At 73.4% G+C, this 20,081-nt stretch carries 18 protein-coding genes, 4 tRNA genes and 1 other RNA gene; 10 read left to right on the top strand and 13 right to left on the bottom strand.

The features are described 5' to 3' along the window. Nucleotides 1-37: 37 nt before the first annotated feature. Nucleotides 38-334 carry a type II toxin-antitoxin system VapB family antitoxin gene (locus NRK68_RS16360; RefSeq protein WP_008740979.1) on the bottom strand — a complete coding sequence of 99 codons (297 nt, stop codon included), beginning with the start codon at nt 332-334 and terminating at the stop codon, nt 38-40. Between the two features lie 88 nt (nt 335-422). Between NRK68_RS16360 and NRK68_RS16355 the strand changes: the two genes are divergently transcribed. Both NRK68_RS16355 and opcA read left to right on the top strand, forming a co-directional pair. Beyond that, a complete protein-coding gene (locus NRK68_RS16355; protein ID WP_257856092.1) occupies nt 423-2,102 on the top strand; it encodes a helicase HerA-like domain-containing protein in 1,680 nt (559 codons plus the stop codon). Between the two features lie 20 nt (nt 2,103-2,122). After that, nucleotides 2,123-3,055 carry a glucose-6-phosphate dehydrogenase assembly protein OpcA gene (opcA, locus tag NRK68_RS16350; protein ID WP_183066308.1) on the top strand — a complete coding sequence of 311 codons (933 nt, stop codon included), beginning with the start codon at nt 2,123-2,125 and terminating at the stop codon, nt 3,053-3,055. On the opposite strand, the gene NRK68_RS16345 is transcribed toward opcA, so the two are convergent. Together NRK68_RS16345 and NRK68_RS16340 are read right to left on the bottom strand one after the other, a co-directional pair. Next, entirely contained in the window at nt 3,004-3,477 is a 474-nt protein-coding gene (locus tag NRK68_RS16345) for a cupin domain-containing protein (protein ID WP_183066307.1), read from the bottom strand. The two genes, opcA and NRK68_RS16345, sit on opposite strands and share 52 nt — an antisense overlap. 92 nt (nt 3,478-3,569) lie before the next feature. After that, a complete protein-coding gene (locus NRK68_RS16340; RefSeq protein ID WP_257857868.1) occupies nt 3,570-4,196 on the bottom strand; it encodes an HhH-GPD-type base excision DNA repair protein in 627 nt (208 codons plus the stop codon). 103 nt (nt 4,197-4,299) lie between these two features. On the opposite strand from NRK68_RS16340, the gene NRK68_RS16335 reads away from it, so the two are divergent. After that, complete coding sequence (locus tag NRK68_RS16335) at nt 4,300-5,112, top strand: VOC family protein (RefSeq protein WP_257856091.1); 813 nt, start codon at nt 4,300-4,302, stop codon at nt 5,110-5,112. Between the two features lie 122 nt (nt 5,113-5,234). Then, the gene (locus NRK68_RS16330) at nt 5,235-6,017 is read left to right on the top strand and encodes a hypothetical protein (RefSeq protein ID WP_257856090.1); all 783 of its coding nucleotides are present in this window, start codon (nt 5,235-5,237) and stop codon (nt 6,015-6,017) included. A 79-nt stretch (nt 6,018-6,096) separates the two neighbouring features. Here NRK68_RS16330 and NRK68_RS16325 read toward each other — a convergent pair whose 3' ends face one another. The 3 genes from NRK68_RS16325 to NRK68_RS16315 all read right to left on the bottom strand — a co-directional run bounded on the left by NRK68_RS16325 (nt 6,097) and on the right by NRK68_RS16315 (nt 7,222). Continuing rightward, nucleotides 6,097-6,519, bottom strand: a complete 423-nt coding sequence (locus tag NRK68_RS16325; RefSeq protein WP_183066303.1) for a PIN domain nuclease — start codon at nt 6,517-6,519, stop codon at nt 6,097-6,099. After that, complete coding sequence (locus tag NRK68_RS16320; RefSeq protein ID WP_183066302.1) at nt 6,516-6,731, bottom strand: type II toxin-antitoxin system VapB family antitoxin; 216 nt, start codon at nt 6,729-6,731, stop codon at nt 6,516-6,518. The genes NRK68_RS16325 and NRK68_RS16320 overlap by 4 nt, the downstream gene beginning before the upstream one ends. A gap of 406 nt (nt 6,732-7,137) precedes the next feature. Beyond that, nucleotides 7,138-7,222 (bottom strand) — tRNA-Ser (locus NRK68_RS16315). Nucleotides 7,223-7,343: 121 nt separating this feature from the next. On the opposite strand from NRK68_RS16315, the gene ffs reads away from it, so the two are divergent. The 6 genes from ffs to NRK68_RS16285 all read left to right on the top strand — a co-directional run bounded on the left by ffs (nt 7,344) and on the right by NRK68_RS16285 (nt 15,979). Continuing rightward, nucleotides 7,344-7,438: signal recognition particle sRNA small type (gene ffs, locus NRK68_RS16310), an RNA gene on the top strand. 103 nt (nt 7,439-7,541) lie between these two features. Beyond that, nucleotides 7,542-9,797 (top strand): DNA polymerase III subunit gamma and tau, encoded by a 2,256-nt coding sequence (locus tag NRK68_RS16305; RefSeq protein ID WP_257856089.1) that lies wholly within the window; start codon nt 7,542-7,544, stop codon nt 9,795-9,797. Nucleotides 9,798-9,858: 61 nt separating this feature from the next. Continuing rightward, nucleotides 9,859-11,112: a phosphoribosylamine--glycine ligase gene (purD, locus tag NRK68_RS16300; RefSeq protein ID WP_183066300.1), complete on the top strand. Its 1,254-nt coding sequence runs from the start codon at nt 9,859-9,861 to the stop codon at nt 11,110-11,112. 286 nt (nt 11,113-11,398) lie between these two features. Next, nucleotides 11,399-13,252 carry a M48 family metalloprotease gene (locus NRK68_RS16295; protein ID WP_257856088.1) on the top strand — a complete coding sequence of 618 codons (1,854 nt, stop codon included), beginning with the start codon at nt 11,399-11,401 and terminating at the stop codon, nt 13,250-13,252. Nucleotides 13,253-13,490: 238 nt separating this feature from the next. Beyond that, entirely contained in the window at nt 13,491-14,978 is a 1,488-nt protein-coding gene (locus NRK68_RS16290; RefSeq protein WP_183066299.1) for a N,N-dimethylformamidase beta subunit family domain-containing protein, read from the top strand. Between the two features lie 95 nt (nt 14,979-15,073). After that, the gene (locus NRK68_RS16285) at nt 15,074-15,979 is read left to right on the top strand and encodes a phosphoribosylaminoimidazolesuccinocarboxamide synthase (RefSeq protein WP_183066298.1); all 906 of its coding nucleotides are present in this window, start codon (nt 15,074-15,076) and stop codon (nt 15,977-15,979) included. 47 nt (nt 15,980-16,026) lie between these two features. On the opposite strand, the gene NRK68_RS16280 is transcribed toward NRK68_RS16285, so the two are convergent. From NRK68_RS16280 to NRK68_RS16250, 7 genes are all read right to left on the bottom strand, one after another. Further along, a tRNA-Gly gene (locus tag NRK68_RS16280) sits at nt 16,027-16,099 on the bottom strand. A gap of 22 nt (nt 16,100-16,121) precedes the next feature. Continuing rightward, nucleotides 16,122-16,733 (bottom strand): response regulator transcription factor, encoded by a 612-nt coding sequence (locus NRK68_RS16275; RefSeq protein WP_046777520.1) that lies wholly within the window; start codon nt 16,731-16,733, stop codon nt 16,122-16,124. Continuing rightward, a complete protein-coding gene (locus tag NRK68_RS16270; protein ID WP_183066297.1) occupies nt 16,730-17,968 on the bottom strand; it encodes a sensor histidine kinase in 1,239 nt (412 codons plus the stop codon). The genes NRK68_RS16275 and NRK68_RS16270 overlap by 4 nt, the downstream gene beginning before the upstream one ends. Nucleotides 17,969-17,989: 21 nt before the next feature. Then, nucleotides 17,990-18,754: an ABC transporter permease gene (locus NRK68_RS16265; protein ID WP_257856087.1), complete on the bottom strand. Its 765-nt coding sequence runs from the start codon at nt 18,752-18,754 to the stop codon at nt 17,990-17,992. After that, the gene (locus tag NRK68_RS16260; RefSeq protein ID WP_257856085.1) at nt 18,751-19,695 is read right to left on the bottom strand and encodes an ABC transporter ATP-binding protein; all 945 of its coding nucleotides are present in this window, start codon (nt 19,693-19,695) and stop codon (nt 18,751-18,753) included. The genes NRK68_RS16265 and NRK68_RS16260 overlap by 4 nt, the downstream gene beginning before the upstream one ends. Before the next feature lie 149 nt (nt 19,696-19,844). Further along, nucleotides 19,845-19,917: transfer RNA gene (locus tag NRK68_RS16255), tRNA-Gly, on the bottom strand. A 72-nt stretch (nt 19,918-19,989) separates the two neighbouring features. Further along, a tRNA-Gly gene (locus NRK68_RS16250) sits at nt 19,990-20,061 on the bottom strand. Nucleotides 20,062-20,081 lie beyond the last annotated feature (20 nt).

Here is a 20,081-nt window from a genome sequence, read left to right as displayed (position 1 = left end):
TCAATGGTGACCCGAAAGGCGCAATCTACGCGAAGCGTCAGTCCATCTCGAGGACGCGGGCGTGCAGCACCTGACGCTGCTGCAGGGCCGCGCGCACGGCGCGGTGCAGCCCGTCCTCCAGGTAGAGGTCGCCCTGCCACTTCACGACGTGGGCGAACAGGTCGCCGTAGAACGTCGAGTCCTCGGCGAGCAGCGTTTCGAGGTCCAGCTGGCCCTTGGTCGTCACGAGCTGGTCGAGCCGGACCGGGCGCGGCGCGACGTCCGCCCACTGCCGGGTGGTTTCCCTGCCGTGGTCGGGGTACGGCCGCCCGCTTCCGATGCGCTTGAAGATCACACGGAAAGCCTACCGGGCCCGTGCCTGCGGGCGCAGCCTCGCAAGGGTGGTGCAAAAGTGACGGACAGTGCTATTTGGGGAGTGATCCATGAGCGAGAGCACCGATGCCACCGCCGCCGGGACGGGCAAGGCGGACAAGGCGGGCGTGACTGACAGGGCGGACGCGGTGGACGCGGTGGACGCGGCGGGCCCGGTGGACGCGGCGGGCCCGGCCGGGCGGATCGCCGCCGGGTACGCCTTCACCGGACCCGCGCTCGACCTGGGAGCCCTCCTCTGGGACGGGGCGTGCCTGCCCGACCGTCAGATCCGCATCCCCCTGGCCATGCTCAACCGGCACGGGCTGGTCGCCGGCGCCACCGGCACCGGCAAGACCAAGACGCTCCAGCTCATCGCCGAGCAGCTGTCGGCGGGCGGCGTCCCCGTCTTCCTCGCGGACATCAAGGGCGACGTCTCGGGGATCACCGCGCCCGGGGTGCCCGGTGAGCGGACCGACCAGCGGGCCCGGGACGTGGCCCAGAGCTGGCAGCCCACCGGATGCCCGGGCGAGTTCTACTCGCTGGGCGGGATCGGCCCCGGCATCCCGGTCCGGTCCACCGTCACCGCCTTCGGCCCGGTGCTGCTGTCGAAGGTGCTCCAGCTCAACCGGACGCAGGAGCAGTCCCTCGGCCTGATCTTCCACTACGCCGACACCAAGGGCCTGGAGCTGATCGACCTCAAGGACCTGCGCGCGGTCGTCGCCTTCCTCGTCTCCGACGAGGGGAAGGCCGAGCTCAAGGGCATCGGCGGACTGTCCACGGTGACCGCAGGGGTGATCCTGCGGGCGCTGACCGCGTTCGAGGCGCAGGGGGCCACGGAGTTCTTCGGCGAGCCCGAGTTCGACACGAGCGAGCTGCTGCGCACGACCGCCGACGGCCGCGGAGTGGTCTCCGTACTCGAACTCCCGGCGGTCCAGGACAAGCCGCAGCTCTTCTCCACCTTCCTGATGTGGCTGCTGGCCGACCTCTACACCGACCTGCCGGAGGTCGGCGACCTGGACCGGCCCAAGCTCGTCTTCTTCTTCGACGAGGCCCACCTGCTCTTCAGCGGGGCCTCGAAGGCCTTCCTGGAGTCGGTCACCCAGACCGTCCGGCTGATCCGCTCCAAGGGCGTCGGCGTCTTCTTCGTGACGCAGACCCCCAAGGACGTGCCCGCCGACGTGCTCGCCCAGCTCGGCAACCGCGTGCAGCACGCCCTGCGCGCCTTCACCCCCGACGACGCCAAGGCGCTGAAGGCGACCGTGAAGACCTTCCCGCACTCCGCCTACGACCTGGAGGAGCTGCTCACCGCACTGGGGACCGGCGAGGCCGTCGTCACCGTGCTCAGCGAGAACGGCGCCCCCACCCCGGTCGCCGCGACCCGGCTGCGGGCCCCGCAGTCGCTGATGGGGCCCCTACCGGCGGCGGACCTGGACCGGGCGGTGAAGTCCTCGCCGCTCTGGTCGCGCTACGCGGAGCCGGTCGACCGTGAGTCGGCGTACGAGAGGATCAGCGCCGAGCAGGCCGCCGCGGAGGCCCGGGCGGAGGCGGCCGCGGCGGAGGCGGAGGCCGGGAAGCAGGCCTCGAAGGCAGCCGCCAGGGGCACGGGACGCGGCGCCCCGAAGGAGGACCCCTCGCTGGTCGAGCAGGTGGTGGGCAGCGGACTGTTCCGCTCGCTGGCCCGGTCCATCGGTACGCAGCTGGGCCGGGAGATCTCGCGCTCCGTCTTCGGGACGGCGCGCAGGCGCAGGTGACGCGGTGACAGACTCGGGGCATGCGGACCGAACTCACCGACACCACGTCCAGCAAGGTCAACCGGGCCCTGCTCGCAGCACGCCGGGCGATAGGCAGCCCCACCATGGGGCTGGTGCTGACGCTCGTCGTCGTCACCGACGAGGAGAACGCCTACGACGCCGTACGCGCGGCCACCGAGGCCTCGCGCGAGCATCCCTGCCGCATCATCGTCGTCATCAAGCGGGTGTCGCGCGGCCCGCACAAGCTCCGCGCGAGCCGGGTGGACGCCGAGCTGCGGGTCGGGTCCGACGCCGGAGCCGGGGAGCTCGTACTGCTGCGCCTGCACGGGGCGCTGACCGAACAGGCCGGGTCGGTCGTCCTGCCCCTGCTGGTGCCGGACGCGCCGGTGGTGGCCTGGTGGCCGGCCGCCGCCCCCGCCGACCTGGCGCGGGACCCGCTGGGCGCGCTCGCGCAGCGGCGGATCACCGACGCGGCCGCCGCCTTCGACCCGGTGGGCGTGCTGGAGGAGCGGGCCGCCGGCTACCAGCCCGGCGACACCGACCTGGCCTGGACCCGGCTCACGCCCTGGCGGGCCCTGCTGGCCGCGGCCCTGGACCAGACGCCGCTCGCGGTGACCGGCGCGGCGGTGGAGAGCGAGCCCGACAACGCGAGCGCCGAGCTGCTGGCGCGCTGGCTGGAGGACCGGCTCGGGGTCCCGGTGGACCGCGTCGCGACCGACGGCCCGGTCATCACCGCGGTGGTACTGCGCACCACCGGCGGGGAGGTCCGGGTGGACCGGCCCGCGGGCGCGCTGGCCACCCTGACCCTGCCGGGGAGCCCCGACCGCAGGGTGGCCCTGAAGATCCGCAGCGGCGCCGAACTGATCGCGGAGGAACTGCGCCGCCTCGACGCGGACGTGGTCTACGGCTCCGCGCTGCGGCGGCGGCCGCTCCAGGCGGGGCTCTCGGCGTAGTGGTTGTCGTAGGTCGCCGAGCTGTCCTTGATGTCCTGCACGGTGGCCTCGCCCGCGTGGACCCGGCCGAGGAGGCGGTAGTAGTCGAAGCGGCCCATGCCGGGGGTGAAGCCGACGAAGACGCTCGCCGTGTGGCCGGCGGCGGGGGCGAAGGCGTGCTTGACGCCCGGCGGGACCGCGATGAAGTCGCCGGCGTCCAGGGTCTGGATCTCGTCGCCGACAAGGACGTCGAGCCGGCCCTCGGTGACGTGGAAGAACTCCGTGGCCCGGGTGTGGAAGTGCACCGGGGCGCCCGCCGCGCCCACCTCGAAGGCGGCCGTGTTGCAGGTGAGCTCGGCGGTGTCGGTCAGCAGGGTGATGAGGCTGCCGGGGGCGTCCTGGATGGCTTCGGCGGTGGCGGCGCGGGTCGCGATCTCTGTCATGTCCCTCAGCCTACGAACCCGATCGACCGGGATCAGGGGTCAATCGGGGCCCAGTACCGCCGGTCAATTCACCCCCTCACCCCCTCACACCTTCATCCCTTCGCGGTCTTGGCGGTCTTGGTGGACTTGGTGGCTTGGGCGGCCTTGGCGGCGGCCTTCATCTCCTGCTTGTGCGCCCGCACCTTGGCCAGCGACTCGGGACCGGTGATGTCGGCCGCCGAGCGGTAGACGTTCGCCTGGCCGTAGCCGCCCGCGGCCTCCCGCCAGCCCGGCGGCCGCACCCCGAACCGCTTGCCGAGCAGGGCGAGGAAGATCTGCGCCTTCTGTTCCCCGAAGCCCGGCAGCGCCTTGAGCCGCCCCAGCAGGTCCCGCCCGGTCGGCGCACCGGACCAGACGGCCTCGGCGTTCCCGTCGTAGTGCTCCACCAGGTACGCGCACAGCTGCTGGATCCGCGTCGCCATCGACCCCGGGTACCGGTGCACGGCGGGCTTCTCGGAGAGCAGCGCGGCGAAGGCCTCCGGGTCGTACGCGGCGATGACGTGCGCGTCCAGATCGTCGGAGCCCAGCCGCTGCGCGATCGTCCAGGGCCCCGAGAACGCCCACTCCATCGGCACCTGCTGGTCCAGCAGCATTCCGACGAGCGCGGCGAGCGGGCTCCGGCCGAGCAGCGCGTCGGCCTCGGGCTGCTGCGCCAGCCGGATGGTGATGTCCTTGTCCATGGCTCCAGCCTCCCGCGCGGGCGCGCTCCCCGCGCGGTCGGCACACCGCGCGCCTAGCGTGAGTACGACGGCAGCGACGAACGAGCCGAGGAGTCGATCGATCATGCTTGAGTTCCCCGAAGGCGCGCCGTGCTGGGTGGACGCGATGTTCCGGGACGTGGAGGCCGCCAAGACCTTCTACGGCGACGTGCTGGGCTGGACCTTCGGTGAGTCCAGCAGCGAGTACGGCAACTACACGCAGGCCTACTCCGACGGCAAGGCCGTCGCGGCCGTCGTGCCGCCGATGCCCGGGGTCGACGCTCCCTCGCAGTGGTGTCTGTACTTCGCCTCGCCCGACGCGGCGGCCACGGCCGGGAAGGTGACCGCGAACGGCGGCGAGGTCCTGATGGGCCCGATGCAGGTCGGCGCCTTCGGCACGATGCTCATCGCGAAGGAGCCGAGCGGTGCCGTCTTCGGCGTCTGGCAGCCGGGCGAGCACAAGGGCTTCGAGAAGATGGGCGAGGCCGGCTCCTACGCCTGGGCGGAGGTCTTCACCCGGGAGCCGGCCAAGCCGGACGCCTTCCTGACGAAGGTCTTCCCGTACGGCGCCGAGCGGATGGACCCGGGCGACGACCCGGAGGCGGCCGACATGGACTTCATGGTCTTCAGCGTCGGCGACCCGGGGCAGCCGGTGCTGGGGCGGATGAAGATGGGCGACGACTTCCCGCCGGAGGTGCCGCCATACGTCCAGGTCTACTTCGCGGTCCCGGACTGCGACGAGGCGGTGTCGAAGACGCAGAAGCACGGAGGGAAGCTGTACTTCGGCCCGATGGACAGCCCGTTCGGCCGGTTCGCGGCGGTTTCGGACCCGCAGGGCGCCGCGTTCGCGGTGATCGACCTGACGACGACGGTCGGTGAGATGCCGTCCTTCGGCTGATCCCGCCCGAGGGCCGCGCGGTCCGCGCGGCCTCCACCGGGGCCCGCCGGGGCCGTGGCGGCGTACGACCGGGCAGACTTCGCCCCTGATACGTGAGTTCGAGCGTGCGGGGGGCGGGTCCGATGGGACGTACGGCGGTCGTGATGGCGATGGCGATGGCGGGATGCGGGCTGGCGGTGCTGGCGACGGCCTCGTGCGCGATGCCCCCGGCGCCGCCGATGTCACCTGGGGCGCTGCCGAAGGCCGCGCCCGTGCCCACGTCCGCCCCTTCGCTGAAGCCGCCGCTCTCGCCGTCCCCGCCCTCTCCCTCGGCGTCGCCGTCCTCCCCCTCTGCCTCGGCGTCGCCGTCGTCGCCCGCGCCGCCGTCCGGCTCCGGGCCCGCCGTGCCGGTCGGGGACGGCGTGGTCACGGCCGCCGACCAGCCGCTCCTGGCGGCCGCCCGGCAGGAAGCCGGTGCGGCCGTGCCCGGCGACGACGCCGTGATCGTGATCAACCGCGGTCCCTCGGGCACGGGACAGCTCGCCTGGATGCCGGACGAGCGGAGCTACTGCCTGGCCGTGGTCCGCGAGGCCCGGGCGCGGACGAGCTGCAAGGCCCTGCCCGCGTCCTGGGCGCGGATCGGGGTCCGGCTGGTGACCACCGGCGGTACGACGGCCGCCCGTACGGTTTTCTTCGCCGTCGTGGACGGCGGCCACGGCCCGTACGGCTACCAGGGAAGGGCAGGCGCCGCCCCCGGCCCGGACATGGGCCCGGTCCACGACGCCACGGCCGTCTTCGCCTCCGGCCGGACGCTGAGCCTCCTGACGTACGAGCGCACCGTCGGGGTCCTCACGCCCGGTGACCACGACATCTGCAGCGCGGACAACGCGATCTGCTTCCCGGCCCTCGACGCCTACGCCGGCTAGCCGGGAGTTCGGGCTCAGCGGGCCGAGAGCGGGCCGAGCGGGCTTCCGAGCTCCTCGATCCCGGTCAACCACTGGCGGGTTACTTGCCGTGTTCCGGGCCGTACCACTGGAGGGGCTGGCCAGTCACGGCCGCGATGCACTCGAAGTCGTGGTCGCGATGAAGGAGGGTGAGCCCCTGGAGTTCGGCTGTCGCGGCGACGACGAGGTCGACGGCGCCGGCACTTCGGTGCTTCCCCTGCCTGGTGAGGGCGTCCTGGACCTGCCAGGCGCGGTCGTAGGCGCGGTCGTCGACGGAAACCCAGCCGAAGATCAGCCGCATGTCCTCGATGCCGCGCGCCCGGTCGGCTGTGGACCGGGCGCTGTAGAAGAACTCCAGCTCGGTGATGGGACAGGTGGCGATGAGACCGGCGGCTGCCGCCTGGTCCCAGCCGTACTGCTCCGCATCCCTGCGCATGAAGCGCGCGAGCGCGCTGGTGTCGATCAGGAACTGCGCCGCGTTCACCGCCGGTAGTTCCTCTTGTTCTCGAAGAGCTCCAGGTCGAAAGCGCCTTCGTCGGCCGCGGCACGGAGCCGGGTGAGCGCCAGGGCGCGGCGCCGGTTCTCCAGCACCTCGCGCAGGGCGGTGTTGACAGTCTCCTTCTTGGTGCTCGTTCCGAGGGCTTTCGCCACGTCGGCGACCAGCTCGTCGTCCAGATCGATGACGGTCCGACTCATGTGCACCTCCGGGATATCAACTGTGGGCTCAAATATATCGCGCAAGCTGCACTTCCTGCCGCAAGGCTGCTCCGGCCCGGGTGCCAGAGAGGTGGGTGGGGCGGTCAGCAGCCGGGCAGTCAAGGCCTCCATGTCGGCGGCGGCCGGGCCCTACGAGGTGCGGACGGCCATGCTTCGGGTGCCGCGCTGGCGCCGGTCCTCCGAGGGCCCGGCTCCTGGCCGTGGACGACGCAGCCGGCCGGTGCGATGCGCACACGGCCGTGGCTGCGCGCGGGGCGGGACGCGCGGCCGGTGTACCGGCGACGACGGCGGTGAGGCCGGCAATTCGACGCATGGAAACGCAACATGCCGAAGGCCCCGGCCGCTGGAGCGGTCGGGGCCTTCGGTTCGCCTGTTCAGGCGGCTGCGGAGGATACGAGATTCGAACTCGTGAGGGGTTGCCCCCAACACGCTTTCCAAGCGTGCGCCCTAGGCCTCTAGGCGAATCCTCCGCCGCAAACAATACAAGACGTGGAGGGGTGCTCGCGAACGTGATCGTTCGCCGGGGATCCGGCGGGGGTCGGAGCGGGGGGCGGGGTCGATTCCGGGGCTGCGGATCCGCTAGGGTGGGGCCCAGCCCCTCACGTGGCGCTATCTCACCCAACTCCCCCAGGGCCGGAAGGCAGCAAGGGTAAGTGGGCTCTGGCGGGTGCGTGGGGGGCCCTTTGCGTTCCAGGGCCGGGCCGGCCCTCGTGTTCCCGGCCCCCGTGTTCCGGAGCCGGTGGCGTTCGTGGGCCGCTGTTGTCGGTGGGCCCGGATAACCTCGTAGACGTGTCGTCCCTTGCGCTGTACCGCCGCTACCGCCCCGAGTCGTTCGCCGAGGTCATCGGTCAGGAGCATGTCACTGCACCCCTGATGCAGGCCCTGCGGAACAACCGGGTCAATCACGCGTACCTGTTCAGCGGGCCGCGCGGGTGTGGAAAGACCACCAGCGCGCGCATCCTCGCCCGGTGCCTGAACTGTGAGCAGGGTCCCACTCCGACCCCCTGCGGGGAGTGCCAGTCCTGCCGCGACCTCGCCCGGAACGGGCCGGGGTCCATCGACGTCATCGAGATCGACGCCGCCTCGCACGGTGGTGTGGACGACGCCCGCGACCTGCGCGAGAAGGCCTTCTTCGGCCCCGCGTCCAGCCGCTACAAGATCTACATCATCGACGAGGCCCACATGGTCACCTCGGCGGGCTTCAACGCCCTGCTGAAGGTGGTCGAGGAGCCGCCGGAGCACCTCAAGTTCATCTTCGCCACCACCGAGCCGGAGAAAGTGATCGGGACCATCCGGTCCCGGACGCACCACTACCCCTTCCGGCTGGTCCCGCCCGGCACCCTGCGCGAGTACCTGGGCGAGGTCTGCGGCCGGGAGGGCGCCCGGGTCGAGGACGGCGTGCTGCCGCTCGTCGTGCGCGCCGGCGCGGGCTCCGTGCGTGACTCGATGTCCGTCATGGACCAGCTCCTCGCCGGAGCCGGCGAGGAGGGTGTGACGTATGCCATGGCCACCTCGCTCCTCGGCTACACCGAGGGCTCGCTGCTCGACTCCGTCGTCGACGCCTTCGCCTCAGGCGACGGCGCGGCCGCCTTCGAGGTCGTCGACCGGGTCGTCGAGGGCGGGAACGACCCGCGCCGGTTCGTCGCCGACCTGCTGGAGCGGCTGCGCGACCTGGTCATCCTCGCCGCCGTGCCCGACGCCGGGGAGAAGGGGCTGATCGACGCCCCCGCCGATGTCGTGGAGCGGATGCAGGCCCAGGCGTCGGTGTTCGGCGCCGCCGAGCTCTCGCGCGCCGCCGACCTGGTCAACGCCGGGCTCACCGAGATGCGCGGCGCGACCTCGCCGCGGCTCCAGCTGGAGCTGATCTGCGCCCGCGTGCTGCTCCCCGCCGCCTTCGACGACGAGCGGTCCTTCCAGGCCCGTCTGGACCGCCTGGAGCGCAGCGGGGCCGCCGCCTTCGCCGCCGGGCCGCCCGCCATGGGCTACGTGCCCGGGCCCGAGGCGCACGCCATGGCACCCGCCGGTCCGGGCGGGGGGCCCGCCGCCGCGCGGGCCGCCGCTGCCGCCGCGATGTCGGCTCAGGCTCCCGCTCCCGCTCCCGCTCCGGCCGCGCCGGCCGCCGCTCCCGTACCGGCCCCCGTACAGGCTCCCGCGCCCGCCGCGGCTCCCCCGGCGCAGCCGCAGGCCGTGCCCGCCGCTCCCGTCGCCGGGCCCGTCCCGGCGGCGCCCGCCCCCGGCGCGTGGCCCGGTGCCGCGCAGCCGGGCAGCGGTGCCCCGGCCGCCCGGCCCGCCGCCGCGGCCCCCGCGCCCGGCGCCTGGCCCAGTGCGGCCGCTCCCGGCCAGGGCGCGCCCGCACCCGTGCAGGTTCCGGCCACCCCGGCGCCGGCCCCCGCCGCCCCGGCTGCCGCCCCCGCGCCCTCCCCCGGCATGGCCGCCGGCGCCGGACAGGTGCAGGCGATGTGGCCCGGCGTCCTGGAGGCCGTCAAGAACCGCCGCCGGTTCACCTGGATCCTGCTCAGCCAGAACGCCCAGGTCACCGGCTTCGACGGGACCACCCTGCAGCTCGGCTTCCCCAACGCGGGAGCCCGCGACAACTTCGCCAGCAGCGGCAGCGAGGACGTGCTCAAGGCGGTCCTGGCCGAGCACTTCCAGGTCAACTGGAAGATCGACGCCGTCGTCGGCGGCTCCCCGGTCCCGGCTTCGGCGCCCGGCTCGTCCTACGGCTCGTCCTACGGCGCTCCGTCCGCGCCCGCTCCGGCCTACAGCCCGCCGCCCCCGCCGCCGCAGACCCCCGCGCCGCAGGGCCCGGCCGCGCCCCAGCAGCAGCCGCAGCAGCCGTCCCACCAGTCGCAGCAGCCGCAGCAGCCCCAGCAGTCGGCCTCCGCGCCGCCCCCGCCCGTACAGCAGGCACCCCCGCCCGTCGCCCCCGAGGACGACTTCGCGGAGGACGACGACCCCGACCTCGTCGAGAGCGCGCTGACCGGGCACGACCTGATCGTGCGCGAGCTCGGAGCGACCGTTGTGGAGGAGTACACGAATGAGTAGCCCGTTCTGATTCGGGTGGCCGCACGAAGCCGTCGCCGCCGTCCGGGCTAGGCTGAGCGGCGTGAAGGTCCTCGTCATTGGCGGCGGCGCCCGCGAACACGCCCTGTGCCGCTCTCTGTCCCTCGACCCCGACGTCTCCGCGCTCTACTGTGCTCCCGGCAACGCCGGCATCGCCGAGGTGGCCGAACTCCGCCCGGTCGACGCCCTCGACGGCGAAGCCGTCGCCGCTCTCGCGACGGAACTCGGCGCCGGCCTGGTCGTCGTCGGCCCGGAGGCCCCGCTGGTCGCCGGCGTCGCCGACGCCGTGCGCGCCGCCGGCATCCCCGTCTTCGGCCCGTCCGCCGAGGCGGCGCAGCTCGAAGGCTCCAAGGCCTTCGCCAAGGACGTGATGGCGGCGGCCGGGGTCCCGACCGCGCGCAGCTACGTCTGCACCACCCCGGAGGAGGTGGACGCGGCCCTCGACGCCTTCGGCGCCCCCTACGTCGTCAAGGACGACGGTCTGGCGGCCGGCAAGGGCGTCGTGGTCACCGAGGACCTGGAGGCGGCCCGCGCGCACGCGCTCGCCTGCGACCGCGTCGTCATCGAGGAGTACCTCGACGGCCCCGAGGTCTCCCTCTTCGCCATCACCGACGGCGTCACCGTGGTCCCGCTCCAGCCGGCGCAGGACTTCAAGCGCGCCCTGGACGACGACCAGGGCCCCAACACGGGCGGCATGGGCGCCTACTCCCCGCTGCCCTGGGCCGACCCGAAGCTGGTCGACGAGGTCATGGAGCTGGTGCTCCAGCCGACCGTCGACGAGCTGCGCCGCCGCGGCACCCCCTTCTCGGGGCTGCTCTACGCCGGCCTCGCGATCACCGGTCGCGGCACCCGGGTCATCGAGTTCAACGCCCGCTTCGGCGACCCCGAGACCCAGGTGGTCCTGGCCCGGCTGCGTACCCCGCTCGCGGGCGTGCTGCTGAACGCCGCCAAGGGCACCCTGGCCGACGAACCGCCGCTGGTGTGGCACGAGGACGCGGCCGTCACGGTCGTCATCGCCTCCCACAACTACCCCGACACCCCCCGCACCGGGGACCCGATCGAGGGCCTGGCCGAGGTGGCCGCCAAGGACGCGCCCGACGCCTACGTGCTGCACGCCGGCACCCGGCGCGAGGGCGACGCCGTCGTCAGCGCGGGTGGTCGCGTGCTGTCGGTGACGGCGACCGGTTCCGATCTGGCGCAGGCACGCGAGAAGGCGTATACGGCGGTCGGTCGCATCCGCCTGGACGGCTCGCAGCACCGTACGGACATCGCCGCGAAGGCGGCCGGGCTGCGCTGAGCAGCGGCTCCGCAGACCCGCGGGCCCGGTGCGCACGTTCCGCGCCCGGGCCCGCGGGCGTGTCCGCGTGCGACTGCATCCGGCCTCGTTCGAACGCATCCACCTTTACCCAAAGCCATTCCATCGGGTGATCGTCAGCTTGTCTGCCTGACGGCCGGGCGCGCCCCAACTAGGGTGCGGCGCAAGCATTCCGGCACTTGGCCCACCGACCTTGCGATGTCAGTGGCGGGTGTCACAGTGGGGGAGTGAGCAACGCAGCCGCAGGGCAGAGGGGGTGAGACCGGCCGTGTCCGGAATCGGTTCGATCATGGAAGCGGGCGTTCCGTCCGCGCGGTCCCGCGCCCTGGCCGTGCTGCGCGTGCGCAGCCGGGCCCTGGCCGTCGTGCTGCTGCCGGCCGCCCTCGCGGTGGTGTTGGTGGCGGCCCGGACGACGGGACGGCTGGCGGGCGAGGCCTGGGGCACCGTGACGCTCGTGGTGTGCGCGGTGGCCGCGCTGGTGCTGCTCGTCGGCGGGGTGTTCGCCGCGGTGGTGCTGCGGGCGAGCCCGGCGGTGACGCCGACGGTGCCGCTGTCCGAGGCCGCCGCCCCCGATCTCTACCGCCTGGTGCGGGACCTGGCCGACCGGATGGACGTGCCGCCGCCCTCCGCGATAGCCCTGACGCCGGACTGCGACAGCTGGCTGGAGGACCGCGCCCATGCGGCCCACCGCCGGGGCGGCATAGCCGGCGGCCCCCAGTCCGCGCCCGGTGCGGCTCCGGTGCTGGTGATCGGCTCGCCGTTCCTGTGGTGGATGCGGGTCGCGGAGCTGCGGGCGGTCCTCGCGCCGGTCGTCGCCGGTACAGGTCCTTCCGCGCAGCCGGACATAGCCGACGCGCGGGCCTTCGTGCGGGGTCTGGACGCGGCCGTGGACGTGGGCAGCCGTCGCGGGCTCGGCTGGATCGCCGCACCGGCCCGGCTCCTGCTGAGGCTGTGCCGGACGGACGCCGCCGAGATGGAGCGCGGGGTGGCCGCCGCCGCGTCGGACCGTGCACAGGGTGTGGACTACGGGCTGCGCATCGTCGCCCAGGAGCAGGTGGGCCTGGCCTACGCGGGCTGGGACCGGCTGCTGACCCGGGTGGCCCTGCCCGCCTGGCGGATGGGCCGCTGGCCCGCGCATCTGGACGCCGGGGTGGTCTCGGCGCTGACCGAGCTGTCGCGGCGCGACCGGCTGGCGGAGGGCTTCACCTCGCGGCTCGGCGAGCGGCCCGCCTGCGACCTGCTGGAGCAGCCCGGCGTGATCGACGAGGCGGCCTCGCTGCTGGCGGCGCGGCTCTTCCACGGCGGACCCGCCGAGGCCGGGCCCGACTGGTCCCCGGTGGAGTGGGCGGCCTATCCGGAAGAGGTCGTGGACCGCAAGTGGCGTACGGAGGCTGCCCGCCTGCACACGGCACTGGACGCGCTGGCCGGCCCGGCGGGCCTGGCCGGTCCGACCGGGGCGGCCGGATCCCCCGGGGCCGCCGGCTCCGCGAGCCCGGAGGGTGCCGGGACGGCCGCCCCCGCCGCGCCGGTGGCCCCCGCAACCGCCGCCGGCCCCGTCTCTGCAACCGGCCCCGTCTCTGCTGCCGGCGCGGCCGCCGGCTCACCGGCCCCGTCCGGTCCGTCCGGTGCGGCGGGACCCGTCACGATCGAGGCCGCCGACGCGGCGCCCCCCGCCGTGGACGGCTTCGCCGGGCCCACGCTGGAGCGGGTGCTCGGCTGCCTCACCGGCGCCTCGGGAGAAGGGGCGCTCGGCGAGGCCCTGGCCGGCCGGCTCAGCGCCGACCTGGCCCGTGAGGAGCGGGCCGCGGGCGCCGCCGGCGGGGCCGGGAAGGCGCGCGGCGCGGACGCCGTACCGCTGTTCCCGCTGCAGCCGCCGCGCAGCGGCCGGGACCTGCTGGCCGACCACGTGACGGCGATGGTGTGCTGCGCGGCCGTGGACTCCGCCGGGGCCGCCCCCGGCATGGACTGGCTCGACGGGCCGGTCCTGCTGGTCGACGGCGACCGCCGGGCCGATCTGCCGCCCCGCGTGCTCTGCCTGGTCGAGGACGGCGACCCGGAGCCCCTGCGGGAGTGGCTGTCGGCCCTGGGCGTCCGCACGGAGAAGCCGGTCCGCCTGGTCTGAGAGAGCCACCCCCTCCCCCGGCGGGGCGACGGACCGCACACACAAGCGGACGTCAATGTTCCGGTCTCGTCAATTCGCGACGAACGGTGACGGACTGCGTGCGTTATGTGATGTGCTGGGACCGGTAGCGGCTGGACGCTCCCGAAGCGGAGGTCCGGACAGTGCCGTACCGGCGCCGACCGGCGCCACGCACCGAGGCGATCCACGCCGGCCGGGGGAGCGAGGGAGGGGAGCGGTCATGGGTACGGACCAGATCCGGCGTTGGGAGTCGGGTGCGCTCGCGCACGCGGTGAACGACCCCTTCGGACAGGGCCCCCTGCCCTGGTTCCGGGGCAGCGAGCTCTACTTCGACGACACCGGCCAGGTGGTCCCCTGGTACGTGGACCCGGCCGCCGCGGCCGCCGGAACCGGCCAGATCCCCCGGGCCCGCGGTGCCGGCGGCCCCCGCACGGCCGACGACGTGCACCGCCAGATCAAGGGCTTCGCCTCCACCGGAGCCGTCGCCCCGGGCGAGGCCATCGACTTCCATATCACCGTCGACCCGCCCCAGCAGTTCTCCGTCGACGTCTACCGGATCGGCCACTACGGCGGCGACGGCGCCTCGAAGATCACCACCAGCCCCCGCCTGTCCGGCATCGTCCAGCCCGCCCCCCTCGCCGCGGACCGCACCGTCTCCTGCCACCACTGGTGGCTCTCCTGGCGCCTGCAGGTCCCGTCGTACTGGAGCGTCGGCGCGTACGTGGCCGTCCTCACCACCGCCGACGGCTACCGCTCCCACATCCCCTTCACGGTCCGCGACGACCACCCCGCCGACCTCCTGCTCCTGCTCCCCGACATCACCTGGCAGGCGTACAACCTCTACCCGGAGGACGGCCGGACCGGCGCCAGTCTCTACCACGCCTGGGACGAGGCGGGCCGGCTCCTCGGCGAGCAGGACGCGGCCGTCACCGTCTCCTTCGACCGGCCCTACGCGGGCGCGGGCCTGCCCCTCCACGTCGGCCACGCCTACGACTTCATCCGCTGGGCCGAGCGCTACGGCTACGACATCGCCTACGCCGACACCCGCGACCTGCACGCCGGCCGCGTCGACCCCACCCGTTACCGGGGCCTGGTCTTCCCCGGCCACGACGAGTACTGGTCGGCCCCGATGCGCCGCACCGTCGAGCGGGCCCGCAACCACGGGACGTCGCTCGTCTTCCTCTCCGCGAACACCATGTACTGGCAGGTCGAGCTGGCTCCGTCGCCCTCCGGCGTCGCCGACCGGCTGCTCACCTGCCGCAAACGCCGCGGACCGGGCCGCCCCAGCCTCTGGCGCGAGGTCGACCGCCCCGAGCAGCAGCTGCTCGGCATCCAGTACGCGGGCCGCGTCCCCGAGCCCGCGCCGATGATCGTGCGCAACGCCACGCACTGGCTGTGGGACTCCACCGGCGCCGGCGAGAACGACGAACTGCCCGGCCTGGTCGCGGGCGAGGCCGACCGGTACTTCCCGCGCACCCAGCTCCCCGAGCACCAGGTCCGGATCCTGCTCGCGCACTCCCCGTACCTCGACAGCGAGGGCCAGCGCCGCCACCAGGAGACCTCCCTCTACCGGGCTCCCAGCGGGGCCCTGGTCTTCGCCTCCGGCACGTTCGCCTGGTCCCCGGCCCTCGACCGCCCCGGCCACGTCGACGAGCGCGTGCAGCGGGCCACGGCCAATCTCCTCGACCGGATCTGCAAGCACGACTGACACGGCGGCGGGCGGCCGCGCACCCCTGTCCCCGGGAGGGGACCCGGGTGCGCGAGAATCGGGGTGCGCGTCATACAGAACCACAGGGAGACCCCGTGTCCGGATTCGTAGAAAAGCCCGAGCCGGTTCAGGTTCCGGGCCTCGTCCACCTCCACACCGGAAAGGTGCGCGACCTCTACCGGGACGAGGACGGCCGCCTCGTCATGGTCGCCAGCGACCGCATCTCCGCCTTCGACTGGGTGCTGCCCACCGAGATCCCGGACAAGGGCCGGGTCCTGACCCAGCTCTCCCTGTGGTGGTTCGACCAGCTCGCGGACCTCGTCCCGAACCACGTGCTCTCCACCGAGCTGCCCGCCGGCGCCCCCGCCGACTGGGCCCGCCGCACCCTGGTCTGCAAGAACCTCGACATGGTCCCGGTCGAGTGCGTGGCCCGCGGCTACCTCACCGGCTCGGGCCTCGTCGAGTACAACCAGACCCGCACGGTCTGCGGACTCGGCCTCCCCGAGGGCCTCGTCAACGGCTCCGAGCTGCCCGGCCCGATCTTCACTCCGGCCGCCAAGGCCGAGGTCGGCGAGCACGACGAGAACGTCTCCTACGAGGAGGTCGCGCGCACCACCGGCGCCGAGACGGCCGCACTGCTGCGCCAGACCACCCTCGCCGTCTACAGCCGGGCCCGGGACATCGCCCGCGAGCGCGGGATCATCCTGGCCGACACCAAGTTCGAGTTCGGCTTCGACCCGGAGGACCGCACCCTGGTCGCCGCGGACGAGGTGCTGACCCCGGACTCCTCCCGCTTCTGGCCCGCCGACGAGTGGGAGCCGGGCCGCGCGCAGCCCTCCTTCGACAAGCAGTACGTCCGCGACTGGCTGGCCTCCGCGGCCTCCGGCTGGGACCCGAAGGGCGAACTCCCGCCGCCGGCCCTCCCGACGCAGGTCGTCGCGCAGACCCGCGCGAAGTACATCGAGGCGTACGAGCGCCTGACCGGTCTGGACTGGGCGTAGGGAAACGAAGAAGCCCCGGTCCGAGGACCGGGGCTTCTTCCTTACAGAGCGGACAACGCGACTCGAACGCGCGACATCCACCTTGGCAAGGTGGTGCTCTACCAACTGAGCTATGTCCGCAAGCGCCGTAAGGCGAGACCTACTATACCCAACCTCGCTCCCTCGCGAGACGCACTGCGGTGTGCCGGTTCTCGGCACCCAGCTTCGTGGCCGCCGAGGACAGGTAGTTGCGGACGGTTCCCTGCGAGAGCGAGGCCCGCTCCGCGATCTCCGCGATCGGCGCCCCGTCCCCCGCCAGCTCCAGCACTTCGGCCTCCCTGGCGGTCAGCGGGGAGTCCCCGGCGCTGATCGCGTCGGCCGCCAACTCCGGGTCCACATAACGGCCTCCGGCGTGCACGGTCCGGATCAGTTCGGCCAGCCGCTGCGCCGAGACCGTCTTCGGGGCGAAGGCCCGCACCCCGGCGGCCAGGGCCCTCTTCAGGTGTCCGGGACGGCCGTGACTGGTCACGATCATCGTCCTGCAGTCGGGGAGTTCGGCCCGCAGGGATGTGGCGACACTCACACCGTCCGCCCCCGGCATCTGCAGGTCCAGCACCGCCACGTCCGGGCGGTGCGCCCGCGCCATCGCCAGCGCCTCGGGGCCGGACGCCGCCTCCGCGACGACCAGCAGGTCGTCCTCCAGGGCGAGGAGCGCGGCCAGCGCCCCGCGGATCAGGTGCTCGTCGTCGGCGAGCAGTACGCGTACGGGGCTCACGCCCGCACCTCCAGTCCATCGAGCCGTGGGCCCGGTATCTCGGCACGCAGCCGGAACCGGCCGTCGCCGACCAGCCCCGCCTCCAGCGTGCCCTCCAGTACGGCGAGCCGTTCCCGCAGCCCGGCCAGTCCCGAGCCGGGCGGCCCGGCAGGGGCCTCCGGCGCGCCGTCGTTCTCCACCAGCAGCGTCACGGGGCCGCTCTCCGGGGCCGTCAGCCGGATCCGGCAGCGCTGCGCGTCCCCGTGCCGCAGCACGTTCGTCGTGGCCTCGCGGACCACCCAGCCGAGCGCGGACTGGACTTCGGAGGGCAGCTCCCGGTCGGACCGGAAGTCGACCCGGCAGTCCATCCCGGCCGCGCTCAGCACGCCGCGCGCGCCCTCCAGCTCCACCGCCAGGTCCGCCTCCCGGTAGCCGCGCACCACGTCCCGTACCTCCCGCTGGGACTCCCGGGCGATCCGCTGGACCTCGATCATCTGATCCACCGCCTCCGGGCGTTCGCGCCGGGCCAGTTGGACCGCCAGCTCGCTCTTGAGGGCGATGACGGCCAGGTTGCGGCCCATCACGTCGTGCAGGTCGCGGCCGAAGCGCAGCCGCTCCTCGGCCACCGCCAGCCGCGCCTGGACCTCGCGGGAGCGGTCCAGTTCGTAGACGGTCCTCAGCAGCCAGCCCGAGAACCCGCACGTGGCGCCGAAGAACAGGCCTCCCAGCAGCACGCCGACGGCGTACCCGAGGGCCTTCGCCGCAGGCATCCCGAGGCCCAGGGCGGCCAGTCCGGTGGCGACGGCCGCCGCCGCCGAGACGTACCACATGCGCCGTACCGACTTCAGGCACAGCACGAGCGCTCCGGAGGTGAACCAGGCCAGCCCGGCCACCATGGTCGGGGCCACGGTCGCCTGGGACTCCCCGGTGGTCCGCAGCGCGAGGACGGCCAGGATGCAGCCCGCCGTCACCAGGGCGGTGGTCACCGCGAGCCGGGTGGGGCGTTCGCGCCGCCCCACCACCCAGTGCAGCGCCCGGGAGCTGAGCACCCCGCACAGGGCCGCGTGCGCGCACATCATGAGGAAGAGCGCGAGGGGCACCACGTGGGAGGTCCGTTCGGCGGCCGCGGCGACCAGCGGGGTCAGCCCGAAGGACACGACCTCCAGGATCACGAAGAGGTAGAACGACCCGCGGGTGTACAACTCCACCTTCCCCGCCGTGCTGCGGTTCTTCCACCACCCGGTCAGTTTCGACACGGCCCCGTCCCCCGACTCGTCCTAGCGGCGCGGTTCCCAGCGGAACCACCGCTGGACAGCAAACACGCTGATCATGATCCAGGCCAGTGCGGTGAGCGCGGCCCCCAGCAGGTCCCCGCCCTCGGCGCCGCCGCTCCAGCCGGCCCGTACGAGCGTCATCACCCCGCTGAGCGGCAGCAGTTCGCACAGCGAGGCCGCGAGGTCGGGCAGTGCGTCCGTCGGGGCGAACAGCCCCGAGCCGAGCACGGTCGCCAGGAACAGCGGCAGTGTGGTGAGGCCGGCGGTCTCCACGGTGCGGGTGAAGGAGCTGGTCACCGCGGACAGCGCGGCGAGCACCAGGACACCGGCGAGGACGGCTGCCACCAGCAGCAGCGGATTCTGCGGCATGCGCACGTCCAGGGCGGCCGCCCCGGCGACCGCGAGGACGGCGATCTGCGCGAGGGCGAGAGCGGCGGCGGGCAGCGCGGTCCCGGCCAGGATCTCCAGGTCGCTCGCCTCGCCGGTCCGCAGCCGCTTGAGGACGAGTTCCTCGCGGCGGGCGACGTAGGAGGAGACCAGGTTCATGTGGACGACGAGGAGCAGCACCATGCCGATCCCGCCGGTCAGGGTGGCCTCGCCGACGGCCCGGGCGCCCTCGGCGCCGCTGAGGGAGGAGCGCAGGACGAACACCATCAGCAGCGGCATCAGCAGGGCCAGGGTCAGCGTGGCCCGGTTGCGCACCAGCAGGGTGAGCTCGGAGCGGCCGAGTGCCGTGATCCGGCCGGCGTTCAGGGTGGGTGTGTTCATCGGATCCCTGCCATGGTGTCCTCGGTACGGTCGCCGGCGCCACGGCGGTTCTGGGCGATCTCCAGGAAGGCCTCCTCCAGGGAGGCCGACCGGGCGTCGAGCCCGGTCAGCCGTACGCCGTCCTCCCGGGCCCAGCCGAGCAGCTCGGTCAGGTCCTCCTGGAGCCGTTCGGTACGGATCTCCACGCGCTGCCCGAAGGCCGCCGCCCGCAGGGTCAGCGGGAGCCGGGCCGCGGGCACCCCGTCGGGCAGGGTGAAGCGGATCCGGGCGGGCCGGGTGGCGGTCACCTCGGCCGGAGTGCCCGACAGGACGAGCTCGCCCTCGTGGAGGATGGCGAGGCGGTCCGCGAGTTCCTCGGCCTCTTCCAGGTAGTGGGTGGTCAGCAGCACCGTGGTGCCCTGCTTCCGCAGTTCGCGCACCAGGGCCCAGGTGTCCCGGCGCCCTTCGGGGTCCATTCCGGTGGTGGGCTCGTCCAGGAAGAGCACCTCCGGCCGGCCGAGCAGGGCCAGCGCCAGGTCGAGGCGCCGCCGTTCGCCGCCGGACAGCTGCTTGACGCGTACGGAGGACCGTGCGGCCAGGCCGACCAGGTCGAGAACCTCGGCCGCCGGGCGGGCGCCGGTGGTGACCCCGCCCCACATCCGTACGGTCTCGGCGACCGACAGGTCGGAGGGGAAGCCGCCCTCCTGGAGCATGACTCCGGTGCGCGGGCGGACCTCGGCCCGCCGGGTGAGCGGGTCGAGGCCGAAGACGCGGACCTGCCCGCCGCTCGGCGCGGCCAGCCCCTCCAGCAGTTCGACGGTGGAGGTCTTGCCCGCGCCGTTCGTGCCGAGCAGGGCGAAGATCTCACCTCGCGCCACGGAGAAGGAGACGCCCCGTACGGCCTCGAATCCTCCGGTGTAGCCGCGGCGCAGGTCCCGGGCTTCGATCACGGTGTCAGTCATGATCCAAGCGTCCCGGCGCCCGGACCGGGCCGGCAGTGCGCGCTGTCATGGCCGGAGATGACATTTGTCAGGAGGCCCGGTGCCGGATGCGGCCGAGGCGGAATACGAAGAAGGCCCCGATCGAGATGATCGGGGCCTTCGACTTACAGAGCGGACGACGCGACTCGAACGCGCGACATCCACCTTGGCAAGGTGGTGCTCTACCAACTGAGCTACGTCCGCAAGCAGTGCACTGCCGGAGCAGTACGTGCATCACTCTACCCGATCCACCGGAGTGGTCGGAAAGTCATGCAGAGCGGGTGACAGGAATCGCACACTGCGCCTTCCCTCTGGAAGAGGGATGTTCTGCTACTGAACTACACCCGCACGACCTCGGAGGCTCTGAC

Source organism: Streptomyces yangpuensis (genome assembly GCF_024666385.1).
Lineage (GTDB): Bacteria > Actinomycetota > Actinomycetes > Streptomycetales > Streptomycetaceae > Streptomyces > Streptomyces yangpuensis.
Note: the sequence above shows the minus strand (reverse complement) of the source record. Positions and strands in the feature narration are given on the sequence as shown.

Excerpts from the sequence above, each read along its gene's own strand:
- NRK68_RS16320 (WP_183066302.1), bottom strand. The coding sequence starts at position 6,731 with ATGAGTCGGACCGTCATCGATCTGGACGACGAGCTGGTCGCCGACGTG.
- NRK68_RS16340 (WP_257857868.1), bottom strand. The coding sequence starts at position 4,196 with ATGGACAAGGACATCACCATCCGGCTGGCGCAGCAGCCCGAGGCCGAC.
- opcA (WP_183066308.1), top strand. The coding sequence starts at position 2,123 with ATGCGGACCGAACTCACCGACACCACGTCCAGCAAGGTCAACCGGGCC.
- NRK68_RS16260 (WP_257856085.1), bottom strand. The coding sequence starts at position 19,695 with ATGACTGACACCGTGATCGAAGCCCGGGACCTGCGCCGCGGCTACACC.
- NRK68_RS16265 (WP_257856087.1), bottom strand. The coding sequence starts at position 18,754 with ATGAACACACCCACCCTGAACGCCGGCCGGATCACGGCACTCGGCCGC.
- NRK68_RS16355 (WP_257856092.1), top strand. The coding sequence starts at position 423 with ATGAGCGAGAGCACCGATGCCACCGCCGCCGGGACGGGCAAGGCGGAC.
- NRK68_RS16330 (WP_257856090.1), top strand. The coding sequence starts at position 5,235 with ATGGGACGTACGGCGGTCGTGATGGCGATGGCGATGGCGGGATGCGGG.
- NRK68_RS16345 (WP_183066307.1), bottom strand. The coding sequence starts at position 3,477 with ATGACAGAGATCGCGACCCGCGCCGCCACCGCCGAAGCCATCCAGGAC.
- NRK68_RS16290 (WP_183066299.1), top strand. The coding sequence starts at position 13,491 with ATGGGTACGGACCAGATCCGGCGTTGGGAGTCGGGTGCGCTCGCGCAC.
- NRK68_RS16335 (WP_257856091.1), top strand. The coding sequence starts at position 4,300 with ATGCTTGAGTTCCCCGAAGGCGCGCCGTGCTGGGTGGACGCGATGTTC.